Annotated in this window: 13 protein-coding genes, 1 tRNA gene and 1 pseudogene; 9 read left to right on the forward strand and 6 right to left on the reverse strand. The window is 66.1% G+C overall.

Going from position 1 to position 15,662, the window contains the following annotated elements:
* Window positions 1-5 precede the first annotated feature (5 nt).
* Window positions 6-572, reverse strand: coding sequence for a hemerythrin domain-containing protein (locus AC5Y5W_RS06165; protein WP_500010598.1), 567 nt, complete (start codon window positions 570-572; stop codon window positions 6-8).
* A 140-nt stretch (window positions 573-712) separates the two neighbouring features.
* On the opposite strand from AC5Y5W_RS06165, the gene AC5Y5W_RS06170 reads away from it, so the two are divergent.
* The gene (locus tag AC5Y5W_RS06170) at window positions 713-1,057 is read left to right on the forward strand and encodes a DUF488 domain-containing protein (protein ID WP_500010597.1); all 345 of its coding nucleotides are present in this window, start codon (window positions 713-715) and stop codon (window positions 1,055-1,057) included.
* On the opposite strand, the gene AC5Y5W_RS06175 is transcribed toward AC5Y5W_RS06170, so the two are convergent.
* From AC5Y5W_RS06175 to crcB (AC5Y5W_RS06185), 3 genes are read right to left on the reverse strand one after another with little or no spacing between them, the layout of a single operon-like run.
* Window positions 1,054-2,133, reverse strand: coding sequence for a DUF190 domain-containing protein (locus AC5Y5W_RS06175; RefSeq protein ID WP_500010596.1), 1,080 nt, complete (start codon window positions 2,131-2,133; stop codon window positions 1,054-1,056). The two genes, AC5Y5W_RS06170 and AC5Y5W_RS06175, sit on opposite strands and share 4 nt — an antisense overlap.
* On the reverse strand, window positions 2,130-2,489 hold the full coding sequence (gene crcB / locus AC5Y5W_RS06180) for a fluoride efflux transporter CrcB (RefSeq protein ID WP_500010595.1): 360 nt from the start codon (window positions 2,487-2,489) through the stop codon (window positions 2,130-2,132). The genes AC5Y5W_RS06175 and crcB (AC5Y5W_RS06180) overlap by 4 nt, the downstream gene beginning before the upstream one ends.
* A complete protein-coding gene (gene crcB, locus AC5Y5W_RS06185; RefSeq protein ID WP_500010594.1) occupies window positions 2,489-2,884 on the reverse strand; it encodes a fluoride efflux transporter CrcB in 396 nt (131 codons plus the stop codon). The genes crcB (AC5Y5W_RS06180) and crcB (AC5Y5W_RS06185) overlap by 1 nt, the downstream gene beginning before the upstream one ends.
* 38 nt (window positions 2,885-2,922) lie before the next feature.
* Between crcB (AC5Y5W_RS06185) and pgm the strand changes: the two genes are divergently transcribed.
* From pgm to AC5Y5W_RS06215, 6 genes are all read left to right on the forward strand, one after another.
* A complete protein-coding gene (gene pgm, locus AC5Y5W_RS06190; RefSeq protein ID WP_500010593.1) occupies window positions 2,923-4,557 on the forward strand; it encodes a phosphoglucomutase (alpha-D-glucose-1,6-bisphosphate-dependent) in 1,635 nt (544 codons plus the stop codon).
* Complete coding sequence (locus tag AC5Y5W_RS06195) at window positions 4,554-5,780, forward strand: MFS transporter (RefSeq protein WP_500010592.1); 1,227 nt, start codon at window positions 4,554-4,556, stop codon at window positions 5,778-5,780. Before pgm ends, AC5Y5W_RS06195 begins: the two co-directional genes overlap by 4 nt.
* A gap of 40 nt (window positions 5,781-5,820) precedes the next feature.
* A complete protein-coding gene (locus AC5Y5W_RS06200) occupies window positions 5,821-7,374 on the forward strand; it encodes a PucR family transcriptional regulator (protein ID WP_500010591.1) in 1,554 nt (517 codons plus the stop codon).
* Between the two features lie 63 nt (window positions 7,375-7,437).
* Window positions 7,438-8,676, forward strand: a complete 1,239-nt coding sequence (locus AC5Y5W_RS06205) for an NAD(P)/FAD-dependent oxidoreductase (protein WP_500010590.1) — start codon at window positions 7,438-7,440, stop codon at window positions 8,674-8,676.
* A 59-nt stretch (window positions 8,677-8,735) separates the two neighbouring features.
* A complete protein-coding gene (locus AC5Y5W_RS06210) occupies window positions 8,736-9,185 on the forward strand; it encodes a GreA/GreB family elongation factor (protein ID WP_500010589.1) in 450 nt (149 codons plus the stop codon).
* A 63-nt stretch (window positions 9,186-9,248) separates the two neighbouring features.
* A tRNA-Ala gene (locus AC5Y5W_RS06215) sits at window positions 9,249-9,321 on the forward strand.
* A gap of 192 nt (window positions 9,322-9,513) precedes the next feature.
* Here the strand turns inward: AC5Y5W_RS06215 and AC5Y5W_RS06220 are convergent.
* Window positions 9,514-12,267 (reverse strand): type ISP restriction/modification enzyme, encoded by a 2,754-nt coding sequence (locus tag AC5Y5W_RS06220; protein WP_500022261.1) that lies wholly within the window; start codon window positions 12,265-12,267, stop codon window positions 9,514-9,516.
* Between the two features lie 5 nt (window positions 12,268-12,272).
* Window positions 12,273-14,456, reverse strand: coding sequence for a restriction endonuclease (locus tag AC5Y5W_RS06225; RefSeq protein WP_500010588.1), 2,184 nt, complete (start codon window positions 14,454-14,456; stop codon window positions 12,273-12,275).
* A gap of 131 nt (window positions 14,457-14,587) precedes the next feature.
* Here AC5Y5W_RS06225 and AC5Y5W_RS06230 point away from each other — a divergent pair, with 131 nt between their 5' ends.
* The gene (locus AC5Y5W_RS06230) at window positions 14,588-15,076 is read left to right on the forward strand and encodes a hypothetical protein (RefSeq protein ID WP_500010587.1); all 489 of its coding nucleotides are present in this window, start codon (window positions 14,588-14,590) and stop codon (window positions 15,074-15,076) included.
* Between the two features lie 24 nt (window positions 15,077-15,100).
* Window positions 15,101-15,613 (forward strand): annotated as a pseudogene (locus AC5Y5W_RS06235) (terminase large subunit domain-containing protein); the annotation flags it as partial.
* Between the last annotated feature and the right edge of the window lie 49 nt (window positions 15,614-15,662).

Consider the following 15,662-nt stretch of genomic DNA (forward strand, 5'->3'; position numbering starts at 1 on the left):
TCTCCTTAGCCGATGCCGTGTTCGATGATGTCGCGGGCGCGGTCGAGCAACGAGGCGAACGGCCCCACGGCGAAGTTCAACTTCGCGGATTCCACACCGGCATGCGGACGGGTAGGCGCAATGACTTCAGCTGCTCGCACCGCTGTTCCCAGTCGTTTGAGTTCGTCGGCGTCCAGTTCACGCTGCAGCTTCGGGAACTCTCCGCTCTCCTCAAGCTCGGCGTGCTCCAGCACCGCGTCTCGCAGCTTGGTGAGCTCGTCGATGAACTGCTGCGAGGTGATGTCGATGTTCTCGATTTTTGACAGCAACTCCTTGGCGTTGTGCTCTTCCTGGAGTCGAGCGTCGACGATGACGTCCCCGGTATCCAGCTCGCGGCGCACCCGCGGGTGCACCAGCATTTCCTCGGCTGTCTCGTGGACGGCCAGCAGTTGGCGCAATTGCAGGAATGGCTTCTCGCGCGCCTGCGGGTCCGATGCGTACAGCACCTGGTCGAACAGGTCCTCGATGAGGTTGTGTTGTGCTTTGAGAAGCCCGACGACGTCATCGGGCGATTGAATAATCATCTCGGGCATGCCAGATACCTCCAGCGGTCAGGCAGATTCCGGACACGGCCAGGTGGCTGTGAGCCGCTCAGCGCCGCGCATACCCTGGTGCGACGGCGGTTAAACGCCGTGCGCCTGAACGGATCGGCGACGAGGACTACCCTGGCCTTATGGCCAAAAGCCGAGTCAAGGTGGCCCGGGTCTATGACGATCCCGGCGACGACGACGGCCAACGCATCCTGGTAGATCGGGTGTGGCCGCGAGGATTCCGCAAGGACGATCCCCGGGTGGGCACCTGGTACAAGGACGTCGCGCCGTCGAAAGAGTTGCGTGAATGGTACGGCCACAAGCCCGAGCGTTTCGACGAGTTCGCCAAACGCTACAAGAAAGAACTCCACGGCAGCGAGGCGCTCGACGAGTTGCGCAAGCTGACCAAACACGGGAGGGTCACGCTGGTGACCGCCACCCGTGAGCTGGACGGCAGCCAGGCCGCGGTACTGGCCAAGCTGCTCTAGTACTCGAATCGCGCCAGCTGGGTATCCCCGCGGCGACCCGATTCGTCGATCGACAGCACCGCCGGCACCATCTCGCTGGTGACCATGCCGTGCTCGGCGGTGAGCTCGTCGACGATGTCGAAGCTGCGCGCGATCCACTCCGGGGTATCCACGATAATCGTGACCACCGGCACCCGTCGCGCCAGCTGAAACAGCTTGTCTCCGTGGGGTTCATGGTCGCCGTGGAAGCCCCAGATGCCACGAAGCACGGTCGCACCGCGGGCCATCCCCGAGTCCAGCAGCCGGCGGACCAGCGCTCGGTGAATGGGCAGACCGCCGTGTCCGGTGGCCTCGCTGGTGTGCACCATCAGCTTCTGCCAGACCGCCCGCCCCTGCTCGTCGGTCGTCGGCAGACGATGCGGCCGGGCCAGCGCCTGGCCATCGCGTTTGCACAACCGCACCCGTTCGACGGTCAACAGCGGATGGGGCATGACGGCACTGAGCTCGGCGGCCGCCGCCGACACCTGCGCCGCGCTTCCGATCGAGATAATCATCATCGGAACATTGACGTTGCGGCTGAAAAACCGGGCGCGGTAGCGCTCGCCGTGCGCGGTGCCGTCGACACCGAGAAATACTGCGGCGCCAGCGAAACCATGCCGATGCAGCAGATCGCACACGGCGCGGTACGCGGGCAGCCCGCCGCTGCGCTCCTGGCGTCCGACGTAGACGGTGAGCTTGCTGGTGTCGTGTGTGTCGGAGGCCACGTCTGCGCGCACCAACTGGGCGCGTTCCAGGGTCATCAGGCCGCGGCCGGTCATCGCGATCACATCGTCGACCAGTCCGCTGATCTTCGACTCGAGATCGACCGCGGCGACCGTCACCGGTGGGTCCTCCGACAGGCTCAGCGATTCGTCGGTGCGCAGCACGTGCCGCGGACCGAAACTGGCGATGCCGCGCAGCATCACGCTGGTCGCGACTTCGCGTTCGCCGAAGAGGTTGAGCATCGAATCGGCCAAGAACCCGTGCCGTACCGCATCGTTGGCGGCACGCTGGCGTTCGCCGAAGTAAGTCGTCAGTTTCAGGTAGGAGTCGTTCATAGTCGGCCCACGATCCATTGGCCGAGTAGCGCTGCGGCCAGGCCCAGCACCATGCTGACGACGATATTGGCTGCGGCGGGCCAGATCTGGCGCTCTTCGCCGAGCCGTTGGGTTTCCAGCATCCAGGTGGAAAACGTGGTGTAGGAACCGATGAACGCGGTGTCGATGAGCAGCGCGGCGTGTCTGCTCAGCGCCAGTCCGCCGAGCAGGCCCAGCAGTGCCGCACCGCTGATGTTGACCGTCAGTGTCCCCAACGGAAACGCCCGGGCCGCCCGGCGGGCCACCGCGCCGTCGACCACAAATCGCAGCACCGAGCCGACACCCCCGGCGGCCAATACGCCAACCCAGATGAGCATCAGCGCACCCGCACCCGTCGTACCGCAGCGGTCGCGAGGTACACCGCCAACAGTCCCAGCACGATGCTGGCGACGGTGTAGCCGACTGCAAGGCCGTATTGCTGGTGTTCGACCATCCCCAGCGTCTCGACCTGCATGGTGGAGAACGTGGTCAGCCCACCGCACAGCCCGGTTCCCAGCAGCGGACGGCGATAGCTCGACAGCGGCAGCCGCTCCAGCAGCCGGGTGGTGAAGTAGCCGACCAGAAAGGCGCCGACGATGTTGGCGACGAACGTCGGCCACGGCCAGCGCGTCGGATCCGGCACGGCCAGGCTGTTCAGGCCCGCCCGCGCCGCCGCGCCCAGCGCGCCTCCGACAAAGACAGCGGCCAACTCCCGGTAGTCGCGACCTGGCATCCCAGCAGCGTATGCGCGGCATCGGCAGAATTGGTGTCATGGCGGCCAATCCACGCGCCGGTCAGCCGGCCGAGCCCGAAGACCTTGTCGATCTGCCTCACCTGGTAACCGCGTATTACACGCGGCAACCCGACCCGGATGACGTGGGGCAGCAGGTGAGTTTCGGCACGTCGGGCCACCGGGGTTCAGCACTGGACGGCGCGTTCAACGAGCCCCACATCCTGGCCATCACCCAGGCCATCGTCGAGTACCGCGCCACCGCCGGCACGACGGGCCCGCTGTTCATCGGCCGCGACACCCACGCTCTTTCCGAGCCGGCCTGGGTGTCGGCGCTGGAGGTGCTGGCCGCCAACGACGTAACCGCGATGATCGACTCGGCCGATCGGTACACGCCGACCCCGGCCATCAGCCACGCCATCCTCAACTACAACCGTGGCCGCGCCGACGGCCTTGCCGACGGGATTGTCGTCACCCCGTCGCACAACCCGCCCCGCGACGGCGGCTTCAAGTACAACCCACCGCACGGCGGCCCCGCCGACGCCGACGTCACCAACGCAATTGCCAAGCGCGCCAACGAGATTCTGCGTGACGGCGGTACCGCGGTGAAGCGGATACCGTTGGCCCGCGCGCTGCGCAGCACCTGGCGCCACGACTACCTCGATGCCTACGTCGACGATCTGCCCAGCGTGGTGAACATCGACGCCATCCGAAAGGCGGGAGTGCGGATCGGGGCCGACCCGCTCGGCGGGGCCAGCGTGGACTACTGGGGCGTGATCGCCGAACGGCACAACCTCGATCTGACCGTGGTCAATCCGTTGGTCGATGCGACGTGGCGGTTCATGACGCTCGACACCGACGGCAAGATCCGGATGGACTGCAGTTCGCCGGATGCGATGGCTGGGCTGATCGCCAACCGCGACGACTACGCCCTGGCCACTGGCAACGACGCCGACGCCGACCGGCACGGCATCGTCACTCCCGACGAAGGGTTGCTGAATCCCAACCACTACCTGGCGGTGGCCATCGACTATCTCTACACGCATCGACCGGCCTGGTCGGCCAGCATCGCCGTCGGCAAGACCGCGGTCAGCTCGTCGATCATCGACCGGGTGGTGGACGGCATCGGCCGCCGGCTCGTCGAGGTGCCGGTGGGCTTCAAATGGTTCGTCGACGGCCTACTGGAGGCCACCATCGGTTTCGGTGGCGAAGAATCGGCCGGCGCGTCGTTTCTGCGCCGCGACGGATCGGTGTGGACCACCGACAAGGACGGCATCATCCTTGCGTTGCTGGCCGCCGAGATCCTGGCGGTCACCGAGGAGACACCGTCGCAGCGTTACCGGGCGTTGGCCGGCAAATACGGCGCGCCGACCTACGCGCGGGTCGACGCGCCCGCTGACCGCCAGCAGAAAGCAAGGTTAGCTAAACTATCGGTTGACGAGGTAAGCGCCACCGAACTGGCCGGCGAAGAGATCACAGCAAAGTTAACCACCGCTCCTGGCAACGACGCTCCACTGGGTGGCCTGAAGGTGACAACCGAGAACGCGTGGTTTGCTGCACGTCCGTCGGGCACCGAGGATGTCTATAAGATCTACGCCGAATCTTTCCGGGGCGCGGAGCATTTAGCCGAGGTTCAGCGGGTGGCTCAGGACGTGGTCGGTAAAATCATCGGGTGACCCTCGTTGCCCGGCGCGCTCAAACGCCGCTGCCACGGGAAGCCTGGGCACTGATTTCGGCGAACGTGATGATCGCGATCGGCTACGGCGTGGTGTCGCCGGTGCTGCCCGCTTACGCCCGCACGTTCGGTGTCAGCATCAGCGCGGCGACGTTCGTCATCACCGTGGTCTCGGTGACGCGGCTGTGCTTTGCGCCGGTCACGGGCCTGATGGTGCAGCGGCTGGGGGAGCGGCGGATCTACGTAGCCGGGCTGCTGATCGTGGCGGTATCCACCGGCGCGTGCGCCTTCGTCCAGACCTACTGGCAGCTGCTGGTGTTCCGCGCGCTCGGCGGGATCGGGTCGACGATGTTCTTCATCTCCGCGCTGGGGCTGATGATCCGGATCAGTCCCGCCGACGCGCGGGGCCGGATCGCGGGCCTGTTCTCCACCGGGTTTCTGGCCGGCTCAGTCGGCGGCCCGGTATTGGGTGGTCTCACCGCCGGCTTGGGGCTGAGCGCGCCGTTCCTCATCTACGGGGTGGCCGTGTTGGCTGCTGCGGTAGTGGTATTCGCCAGCTTGCGCGGTTCCACGCTGGCCGCTCCCGCCGATGAGACCGAACCGACGGTGACGCTCCGGGCCGCGCTGCGGCATCGCGCTTACCGCTCGGCGCTGGTGTCGAATTTCGCGACAGGCTGGTCGGTGTTCGGCCTGCGGATCGCGTTGGTGCCGCTGTTCGTCTCGGAGGTTTTGGGCCGCGGCCCGCGGATGACGGGTTTGGTGCTGGCGACGTTCGCGATCGGCAACGTTGTCGCCGTGCTGCCCAGCGGCTATCTGTCCGATCGGGTCGGCCGGCGAGGATTGCTGATCGCCGGACTCGCGGTCTCGGGCGTGACGACCATGTGGGTAGGCGCCTCGACGTCGGTGTCGGTGTTTTTGGTCGCGGCGTATCTGGCGGGTGCCGCGTCGGGCACCTTCACCTCGCCGCAGCAGGCCGCGGTCGCCGACATCCTGGGCGGCACGGCGCGTGCGGGCACCGCAGTGGCCACGTTTCAGATGATGGCGGATCTGGGCGCGATCGTGGGCTCGGTAGTGGTCGGTGAGATCGCCGAGCACCTCAGTTTCGGCTGGGGCTTTGTGATCAGCGGGGCCATCTTGCTGGCCGCCGCCGTCGGGTGGGTGGTGGCCCCGGAAACCCGGCCGGTGCTCGCGCCGGCGGTGTTGGGGTTGGAAGGCGCGACGTGAGGACACCCACGCTCGGCTGACCCCCGGTTACGCTGCGGTGATGGTCACCTTGGACCGCCTAGTGAACGTGCTGGGCACCTATGGCGTTCAGCTGCGCTTCTGTTCGGTGCCGCGATCGACGGAATTGAGCAGCGTGGTGATGCACGAGACCATCGCCGGCCGCGCCGTCGTCGGCGACGTGCTGTTGGCCGTCGGTGCTGGCTCGGTGAAAGAAGCTGTGCGATGGGCGATGTCGGCGCATGCCGTGGCCGTACTGGTCCGTGGCGGCGACGACAAAACCGCGTTCGTCGGCGAAGGGGAGGCGGTCGCGGTGATGGTGATCGACGAGGCGTTGCCCTGGAGCGAACTGGCCGCGGTGGTCTACGGCCTGGTGCTCGAGGGCCGCGAAACCGAATCAGGCCGTGGCCCAACCGATTTGTTCGCGCTGGCCGACAATCTGGCAGACGCCGTCGGCGGCGCGGTCACCATCCAGGACGGGCTGGCCCGCGTGCTGGCTTATTCGCGGCGCCAGCAGCACGCCGATCCGGCACGCGCCGAAACGATTTTGACCCGCCAGATGCCGGAACGGTTGCGCGCCCTGCTCGAACAACGCGGAGTGTTCACGCATTTGGCGGCATCCGACGAGCCGCTGTTCGTTGCCGCAGACGACGAGCACGGCTTGACCGGCCGGATGGTGGTGGCGGTACGGGTCGGCCGCGAGTTACTCGGCGCGGTGTGGGTGGCCTGCCCGGAGCCGCTGGCCGCGGCCCGGCTGACTGCGCTGACCGACGGTGCGCGGACCGTCGCGCTGCATGTTCTGCGCTCCCGCGCGAGCGCCGACCTGGAACGTCAGGTGGAGTCGCAGTCGGTGACCGGGCTGCTGGAGGGCACCGCCGACGCGGCAACGGTGGCCAGTCGGCTGGGCTTGCCGCAGACGCCGCTGCGGGTGATCGCGGTGCACGCGCATCTGCCGTCCGAGCCGCACGCCGCACTGTTGCAGGCCTTCGAACGCGCCACCACTGGCTTCGGCTGGTCACGGCCCGGTCGCAGCGCGCTGGCCGCCAACACGGTGTACACGCTGCTGCCGGCCGAATCGGCGGCCCACGCGCGCCGCTGGGTGAGCGACTTACAGGCGGTGCTGCCGCCGCAGGCCAGCGTGGTCGCCGGGATCAGCGCCGTCGCCTCGGCCGACGAACTGGCCGCTGCGCGCCAAGAGGCTGATGAATGCCTGGCGCTGCACGAGGTACGGCCGGACGGCGCGCCACCGGCCTACGACGAATCCTGGGACGAGATCCTGCTGCAACGGCTGCGCGCGGCGGCGGGCGCGGGCCGGGCGCCGGCGCGCGGGCCGGTGGCCGAACTGCGCCGCCACGACCGTGACCACGCGACGCAGTACGTGGCCACGCTGCGGGCGTGGCTGGCCGCGCAAGGTGACCTGGCGCAGGCCGGCGAGCGGTTGGGCGTGCACGAAAACACCGTGCGCTACCGGCTGCGCCGGATGGCGGAAGTCACCACCCTCGGCCTGGACGACCCGGGTAAACGGCTGGCGATGACGATCGAGCTGGCCTCCAGTGACGACGAACCGGCCGTTGTGTCGGAAGCCGACAAACACTGACTTCGCCGTTGTCGGATTCCGGCAATCCAGTCAGCGGGTATCCGCGCCACCATGGATAACGTGATGGGTGATGGAGGTCCGCGGTCGGCGGTCGTGGTGGGCGCCGGTGTCGTCGGGTTGTCGACGGCCTGGTTCCTGCAAGAGCGCGGCGTAGACGTCACCGTCGTCGATCGTGTCGGCGTGGCCGCGGGTGCCTCGTGGGGCAACGCCGGATATATCGCACCGGGACTGACCATGCCGCTCAACGAGCCGCACACGTTGCGGTATGCCTTACGCTCACTGCTGAAACCATCTGCGGCCGTGCGCATTCCACCGTCCACCGATCCGGCGCTGTGGCGCTTTTTGATGCGGTTTGCGGCCAACTGCCGCAGCGCGTCATGGACGCGGGCGGTGCGGGCCAACCTGGCACTGAGCGAGGAATGCATCGAGGCCTACGACGTACTGGTTTCCAACGGTGTCGACGCGCCGATCACCGATGCGCCGGTCACCGCGCTGTTTCGGACGTCTCACGACGCCGAACACCTGTTGGCGGAATTGCGCCGCTTTCAAGCGGCCGGCCAGCCTGTTTCCACCACGGAACTGACCGGTGCGGCGTTGCGCGAGCAGGTGCCGCTGGCATCCGATGCGGCCGGCGCCGGTGTGCGCGTCAACGGCCAGCGCTTCGTCGACCCCGGCCGGTTCGTACAGGCGCTGGGCCGCTCGGTCGTCGAACGAGGAGCCACGCTGCACACCGCCGAGGTCGCCGATGTGGAGCCCGCCAGGGACGGCGTCGTCGTGCATACCCGCAGCGGTCCGGTGCTGAGTGCCGACGTGGCGGTGATCGCGGCCGGCGCTTGGTTGTCGCCGTTGGTGAGCCGCTGGGTGCGGGTTCCGGTGTATGCCGGGCGCGGCTACTCGTTCACGGTGCCGGTGGAACGGCCGGTTCCCTGCCCGGTGCATCTGCCCGACGCGCGGGTGGCCTGCACGCCGCTGAACGGGAAGCTGCGGGTCACCGGGACGATGGAGCTGCGCGATCCCGACGCGCCGGCGTCCGAGGCGCGGGCCGACGCCATCGCCGACGCGGCGCGCCCCTACCTCGACGGCGTCTGCTGGGAGCAGCGCAGTGAGGTGTGGGTCGGTCCACGTCCGCTGAGCCCCGACGGTCGTCCGCTGGTGGGGCAGGTAACCCACGGGATCTACGTTGCCGGCGGGCACGGCATGTGGGGCATGACCCACGGCCCGGTGACCGGCCGGTTGCTGACCGAGCAGATCACCACCGGCAAGCAGTCCGTCGCCCTGCGTGAGTTCGATCCCACGCGTTAAGAATCCAATTCCTGAGCTCCACCCCACGCGTTAACTATCCGATTTCTAGGAGGCATTACATGTCCAGTTCAGAAGGTGTGTGGATGACACCGGAAACCCGCGATCGGCTCGAAGCCGAGCTGGCCGCATTACTGGGGCCGCACGTCGACAACACGCTCGATCTGGACGAACAGCGCGCGCGCCGGGCGCGCGTCCGGCAGATCCACGATCTGCTGCAATATGCCGTCGTCGGCGAAGATCCGCCCGACGACGGGGTTGCCGAGCCGGGCATGGTGCTGACCGTCCGCTACGACGACACCGGCGAGACCGAAACGTTCCTGCTGGGGGCTCGCGGCGCCGAGCATGGCGATATGGAGATCTACTCCGCCCAGTCACCGCTGGGGACCGCGATCACCGGCGCGCGCCGTGGCGAGCAGCGCAGCTATCGGGTGCCCAGCGGCGCCACGGTTTCGGTCACGCTGGTCGAGGCCGTGCCCTACGGGCTGCATAGCAGTGACTGTCCGGCCTGACCGGGCGTGATCAGCGACTTTGAAGCCGTGTTGGCGGTGGTGTAGCTTCGATGGGCACACCATGGGGCTATGGCGCAGCTGGTAGCGCACCACACTGGCAGTGTGGGGGTCAGGGGTTCGAGTCCCCTTAGCTCCACTCCATTTTTTGGCGTTCACTCTGCGCCCACCAGGCAAAAGCGCGAGTAAGCAGTCTGGTCAGCGCATAGTCAAACGAGTGATCGATCAGGCTGAGTTGTCGTCGCTGGATCGAGCTGCCACGTCAGCCATGGCGGCCGGGATCGCTGGCGGCCATGTGAGCACAGTTGGCCGTCGAGCAGGCCAGAAGCGTCTAGCTGACGGGCACCGTCGCGCCGAGCTGGTCGACGATCTTCATGGTCTCGACGCCGACCGTGGTGACTTTTTTGATCAGGTCCACGATATAGGTCGGGTCGTCGTGTTCGTCGCACCAGTCGTTCGGGTCGTTGACGATGCCGGATGCCTTGTCGGTCTTCACCTGGTAGCGGTCGATGAGCCAGGCCAGGGCAGAACGTGAGCCGAGCATGTACCGCTCGGCGTCGTCGGGGATGCCCGCGACAGTGACCTTGCCGTTGTAGATGATTGCCGAGTGGTCGGTCTTCGACTTCCACTTCATCTTCTCGACTCGCCACGTTTCGCGGTCCGCCGGCTTCACCCCCGCCTTGAGTTGCACGTCAAGCGGATACGGCTCCACGGCCTCGTAGTCGACATGCAACTCGGCCAGTTTCCTTCCCGCGTCGGCGAACTGGCTGAACTGCTCTCGGCTCTCGGGCGTCGGGATGTGCGGAAGCATCTTCTTCAGGTCGGCGGCGTACTTGGTCCGGTAGTCAGGATCGTGCAGCAGACCGTAGACGTAGTAGAAGATGTCGTCCTTTGTCACCTGGTCGCCGATGGCCTCGCGGTACACGGCGAGGATGCTGTCGGTGATGTTGTCCACCCGTCGGTACCCATAATCGTCAACCGCGGTATCGCCGGCGGATGTGAAGTCCATGCCTCCGTCATCGGATTCGGCCTTCTTGTAGGTCCAGCGCGGGAAGAACTGTCCGGTGTCCAGAGTGTGCAGGTTTGGCAGCAAGTCCGTGATAAAGGGTGTGAACTCATAGTGCGACGCAGGGGCGGTGAGGACGATGCCGATGTTCCCGTGGTGTGGCGTCGGAAACATCGAAGGGAGCTGCGATCGCTCGTGGTTGAGGTCGCGGTCGAAGTAGGCGTGCTGCTTGGAAAACGGTCGGTATATCCCGAGCACGTAGCCGGCTGGGCGTTCAGCGATCGGGGTGTTCCGCGCCAGCGACGCGCGCAGGCTTCGCGACCATTTGATCTTTGTTTCGTCTGCCGCCTGTGGATGTTGGGTGAGGTATGCGCTGACGGTTTTCTCGTCACGGCGGGTCATCCCGTGGGTGCGGCAGTAGGTGTCGAAGGGGTCGAGTTGGTCATTGTAGTTTTCGATTAGCCGTGACACGTTGCCCTCGAGTTCGTGGCCGGAGTAGTTGTACACCCATGCATCACGGTTGGTTTGCAGCCCGGCGGAGTAGGCGTTGAAGATGGTGACCATCCCGGCGGTGGCTTTCCTGTCTCCGATGACCGGCCAGCTGGCGAAGGTGTCATCGCGTTGGCTGATCCAGTCACCGTGGCAGTTTGGGGTGATCGTCTGCCAGTCGATTGAGGTCAGTTCTGAGTGGTTGACGGCGCGGACTTTTTCGCCAGCAGAGAGGTAGTCGGCGACTTCGGTGTAGCGGATCGTTGCCGGGCCTGTCTGGCGCAGATCTTTGACAAGCAGCACTATGGCGATCGTTGCGCGAGAACCGCCTTCGGTGCTCTTGATCTCTGACCCGTCGGCGCGCCATCCCCCGAACTCGAATATTGGGCGGCCTTCTTTGCGGCCCTGTTCGCCGCCGATCCGACCGTTACCCCGCAGGTTGTAGATGTAGATGCTTGTGTAGTCGTCAGCCAGGGATAGGCGCATGCCGTCGGCGGTGTTGCCGTCGATGTAGCCGCCGTTGGTGATGAAACCGGCGACACCGGCGTTGCCGAGGCGGTCGGTGGCCCAGCGGATAGCGCGGATGTAGGAGTCGTAGAGGCTGTTCTTGTTGGTGGCGGTGGAGCGTTTGGCGTAGGTGGTCTCGATGCGTCCATCGAGGGTGGGGTATTTGATGTTGGCGTTGAGGTCGTTCGCTGAGGTTTGTCCGACCGAGTAGGGCGGGTTGCCGATGATGACGTTGACAGGCGTTTCCAGCTGCGCCTCGATGCGGGAATTGTTGTGAGGGAACATGATGCGGTCCATCGAATCCCCCGCTTCGCTGATCTGAAAGGTGTCAGCGAGCACGATGCCGGGAAACGGCTCGTAGGTGTCCGTGGCAGCGGTCTTGCCCGTCAGAGCGTGGTAGGTGGTCTCGATGTTGACAGCAGCGATGTAGTACGCCAATAGCATGATCTCGTTCGCGTGCAGCTCGACCGAGTATTTGCGCTCAAGGTCTTTGGCCGTGATCAGCCCTGATTCCAGCAGCCGGGTCATGAAAGTGCCGGTGCCGGTGAAGCCGTCGAGGATGTGCACGCCTTCGTCGGTGAGGCCGCGGCCGAAGTGTTTACGGGACATGGTGTCGGCGGCGCGCAGGATGAAGTCGACGATCTCGGTTGGGGTGTAGACGATGCCGAGTGCTTCGGACTGTTTCTTGAAGCCGATGCGGAAGAACTTCTCATATAGCTCGGCGATCACCTGCTGCTTGCCCGCTGCGCTGGTGACCTCGGATGCGCGGCGGCGGACCGACTCGTAGAACCCTTCCAGCTTGGCCGTCTCGGCTTCCAGCCCGGTGCCGCCGAGGGTGTCGAGCATCTTCTGCATCGTCTTGGAGATCGGGTTGTGGGAGGCGAAGTCGTGGCCGGCGAATAGAGCGTCGAATACCGGCTTGGTGATCAGGTGCTGGGCGAGCATGCTGACCGCGTCGGCCTCGGTGATCGAATCGTTGAGGTTGTCGCGCAGCCCGCGCACGAACTGACCGAATGCCTCGGCTGTCTTGGTGTCCGCACCATCGAGTGAGGCGGAGATCCGGGTGACCAGGGCAGCGGCGATGTCGGCTACATCGGACGCCCACTGCTCCCAGTAGGTGCGGGTGCCAACTTATCGACGATGCGGGCATATATGGCTTCCTGCCAGGCCGACAGGGAGAACAGGGCAATCTGGCGCACCGACTCGGCCTCGTCCTCGGCGGCGGTGCCGTCGCCGAGGACATCGAGGGTCGGACCGATGTGGGCACCGAGCAGTTTGTTGGTGCCGACCCCGCCCTTCTTGTTCGACTCGCTGTTGAGGGCAATCGAGTTGACCATCGCGTCGAAGCGTTCATCGTGGGAGCGCAGCGCGTTGAGCACCTGCCAGACCACCTTGAACCGCAGGTTGTCATCGAGTGCGGCGGACGGCTCGACCCCTTGCGGGACCGCAACCGGCAGGATGACGTAGCCGTACTCCTTGGCATCTGCCTTGCGCATCACCCGGCCCACCGACTGCACCACGTCCACCACCGAGTTGCGGGGGTGCAGGAACAGCACCGCGTCCAGGGCCGGTACGTCGACGCCCTCAGATAGACAGCGGGCGTTGGTCAGGATGCGGCACTCGTCTTCGGCGACAACACCTTTGAGCCAGGCCAGCTCGGCGTTGCGTTGCAGGGCGTTGTAGGTGCCATCGACGTGGTGCACCGCGCAGCTCAGCCCGCGGTTGGTGGCCTCGATGCGCTGGCCGTCGTTCTCGTGCTCGTCTAGCAGTTCCTGGTAGCGGGTGACCACGACCGGCAACATCTCGGCGACCTGCTTGGAGCTTTTGATGTCGCGGGCGAACGCCACCGCCCGGCGCATCGGGGCCTCGCCGGGGGCGAAGCCGGTGCCGTCGGGGGCGGTGCCTGCACGCTTGGCCAGCCCGTTCCAGCAGCCGATGAGTTTGGAGGCGTCATCGAGGGTCAGCTCGCCGTCAACGGCGGCGAACTGCTGTTGTAGCTTCGGGGCGATCACCGACTCGTCGATGGTGAGCACCAGCACCTTGTAGTCGGTGAGCAGCCCGCGCTCGACGGCATCGCCGAACGACAGTCGGTGAAACTCCGGCCCGTAGGTCAGCTCGTTGTCCATCGTCGCCAGCTCGGCGGAGTGTTGGGCGGCCTTGTCCTTGACCGACTCGGCGAAGATGCGCGGTGTGGCCGTCATGTACAGCCGCCGGGCCGCGTGGAGGTAGTCGGCGTCGTGGATGCGGACGAAGTTCGACTCGTCATCACCGGCCAGCGTGACCCCGGTGGTGCGGTGGGCCTCGTCGCAGATCACCAGGTCGAACGCATCGACGCCGAGCTTCTGCGCTTCGGCGACCACCGGCAGCGACTGGTAGGTGGAGAACACAACCGTCAGGCCCTTGGCGCGTTTGCGGTATGACATCTCGTCGGCGAGCCGCTGCGGGTCGGTGGTGACCGGGATCGGCACGTCGTGGATGTTGTAGTCCTCCACCGTCCTCGACACCTTGGTGTCTGAGCAGACCGCGAACGCTCGCAAGTCCAGCTCGGTTTGCGCGGTCCAGGCCCGCAGCGTCTGGCTCAACAACGAGATCGACGGCACCAGGAACAGGATGCGCGCCGCACCGCCATTCTCGACTGCGGTGCGCTCGGCGATCTTGAGGGCCGTGAAGGTCTTGCCGGTGCCGCACGCCATGATCAGCTTGCCACGGTCGTTACCGGCGGCGAACCCACCGAACACGGCGTCGATGGCCTGTTCCTGATGCGGTCGCGGCTGGTGCTTCTGCGCCGGGGCCAGTTCGATGCGGAGATCACCGGCAGGCCAGGCGATGTCCCAGTCGATCGGGGAGTCGGCGATCTCGGCCATCCCGATCCGCTGCACTGGCTTGGTCTGCCCTTCCAGGGCGGCTTCGGCGTTTTTGCCCCACCGGTCGGTGGTGGAGATGATGACCCGGTTGCTGAACGGCTCCTTGCCCGACGCGGTGAAAAAAGCATCGATGTCACCCTTTGCCAGGTGATGGGTCGGTTCGTAGAACTTGCACTGGATCGCGGTGTAATTACCGGTGTCGCGCTCGCGTGCCACCAGGTCGATGCCGGTGTCTGGCTTGCCCTGGCGTCCGGGCCAGTCGATCCACCGCCACACCTGGTCGTACTGCTGCGACAGCATCGGGTCCAGCTGGAAGTAGCGCACCATCAGCTGCTCGAACTTCGTTCCGCGCTCGGAGTTGGACGGCGCCTCCCGGAATGCCTCGATGACCTCATGTACAGAACCCATACCGGCTGGATTTTCCTGTCTGCTCGCTGCCAAAAGTGCCATGACCATACTGCACAGACCCGACAGGGGAGCGGTGCCGTAATCGTCGAGGTGCGGTGATCTTGTCGGGCTGCTGACCTACGCTGCCGGGCATGCACTGGGGAGATGTCTCGTCGTGGGTTGCAGTGGCCGTCTCCGTGGCTGTCGCCATTCGTGCCGTCATCTCGGAGAGACGGGCCAAGGCATCGGCGGATAGGGCCGATGAGCAGCGTCAACGGACCGTCGCAGCTGCCGAGCGATCAGCTAAGGCCGTCGAGGATGTTGCCGCCGCTATCCGCGACTCCGCTGACAGCAGCACCGCACCGGTGGCAATGCACCAAGGCCCAACATGGGGGATCGAATACCGCTCCGGCTCGGTGTACGCGCTCGTCAACAACACCGCGTTCCCGCAGACCGAAGTCATGGTGACGGGGCCTTCCGTTCGGCGCGGTGGTGGTCCGTATGACGAGATCAAGGCATTCAGCGAGGTTGAGTTCTTCGGTCTGTCAGCGTGGGGATTGGACCAGACTGTCACCGTGCAATGGACAGATCAGGACGGCGACCGGCAAGAGTGGTCCAAGCCGCTGCCCCCGAAACGGTGACTGCCGCGTGCCGTGTGATCGCGCACGTCCGATCAGTGGGCACGGGCTGCGGTCGAGCTGGCCGCCGACGTCGGCGCGTCTGAGATCGCCGTCGAAGGCTTCGCCGCCGGTGAAACGTACACACGCGTCGTCAATGACGCCTTGAAGCGGTACCGGATCGACCGGCCGGTGAAGGTGACCAGCTGGCCGCCCAAGGGGTCTGGCCGGTGCAGCGACGCGCTGGCGCGGTCGGCGGCGCTACTGCAAGGTCTGGGAGCCGGCACCTGTCGGCTGGCCGGCCACTTCCTAGCCCTCGAAGAAGCCGCCGTCACTTGGCATGCCGGGCAGCAGCGACCCGACGCCCTGGCCGCGCCGGTCGTCGCTAACGACGTGCTGGTGTACGCGGCCGGCCAGCGATGGTCGTTTGCTTCGCCCCTGGACTTGGAGCGACTCCTGGCCGATCGCTGGCCGGCGGCGTCGAGCCTGGCGCGTCGGGTGAGCGACCGCCCGGCCATCACACCGATAGGCGGTCACCTGCGCCGGCGAATCACCGAGTAGACCCGGCCCCGGTATCACCGCCCTGCAACGCGGTTGAAGTCCGGCTTCG

It is taken from the genome of Mycobacterium sp. NGS51, assembly GCF_059812525.1.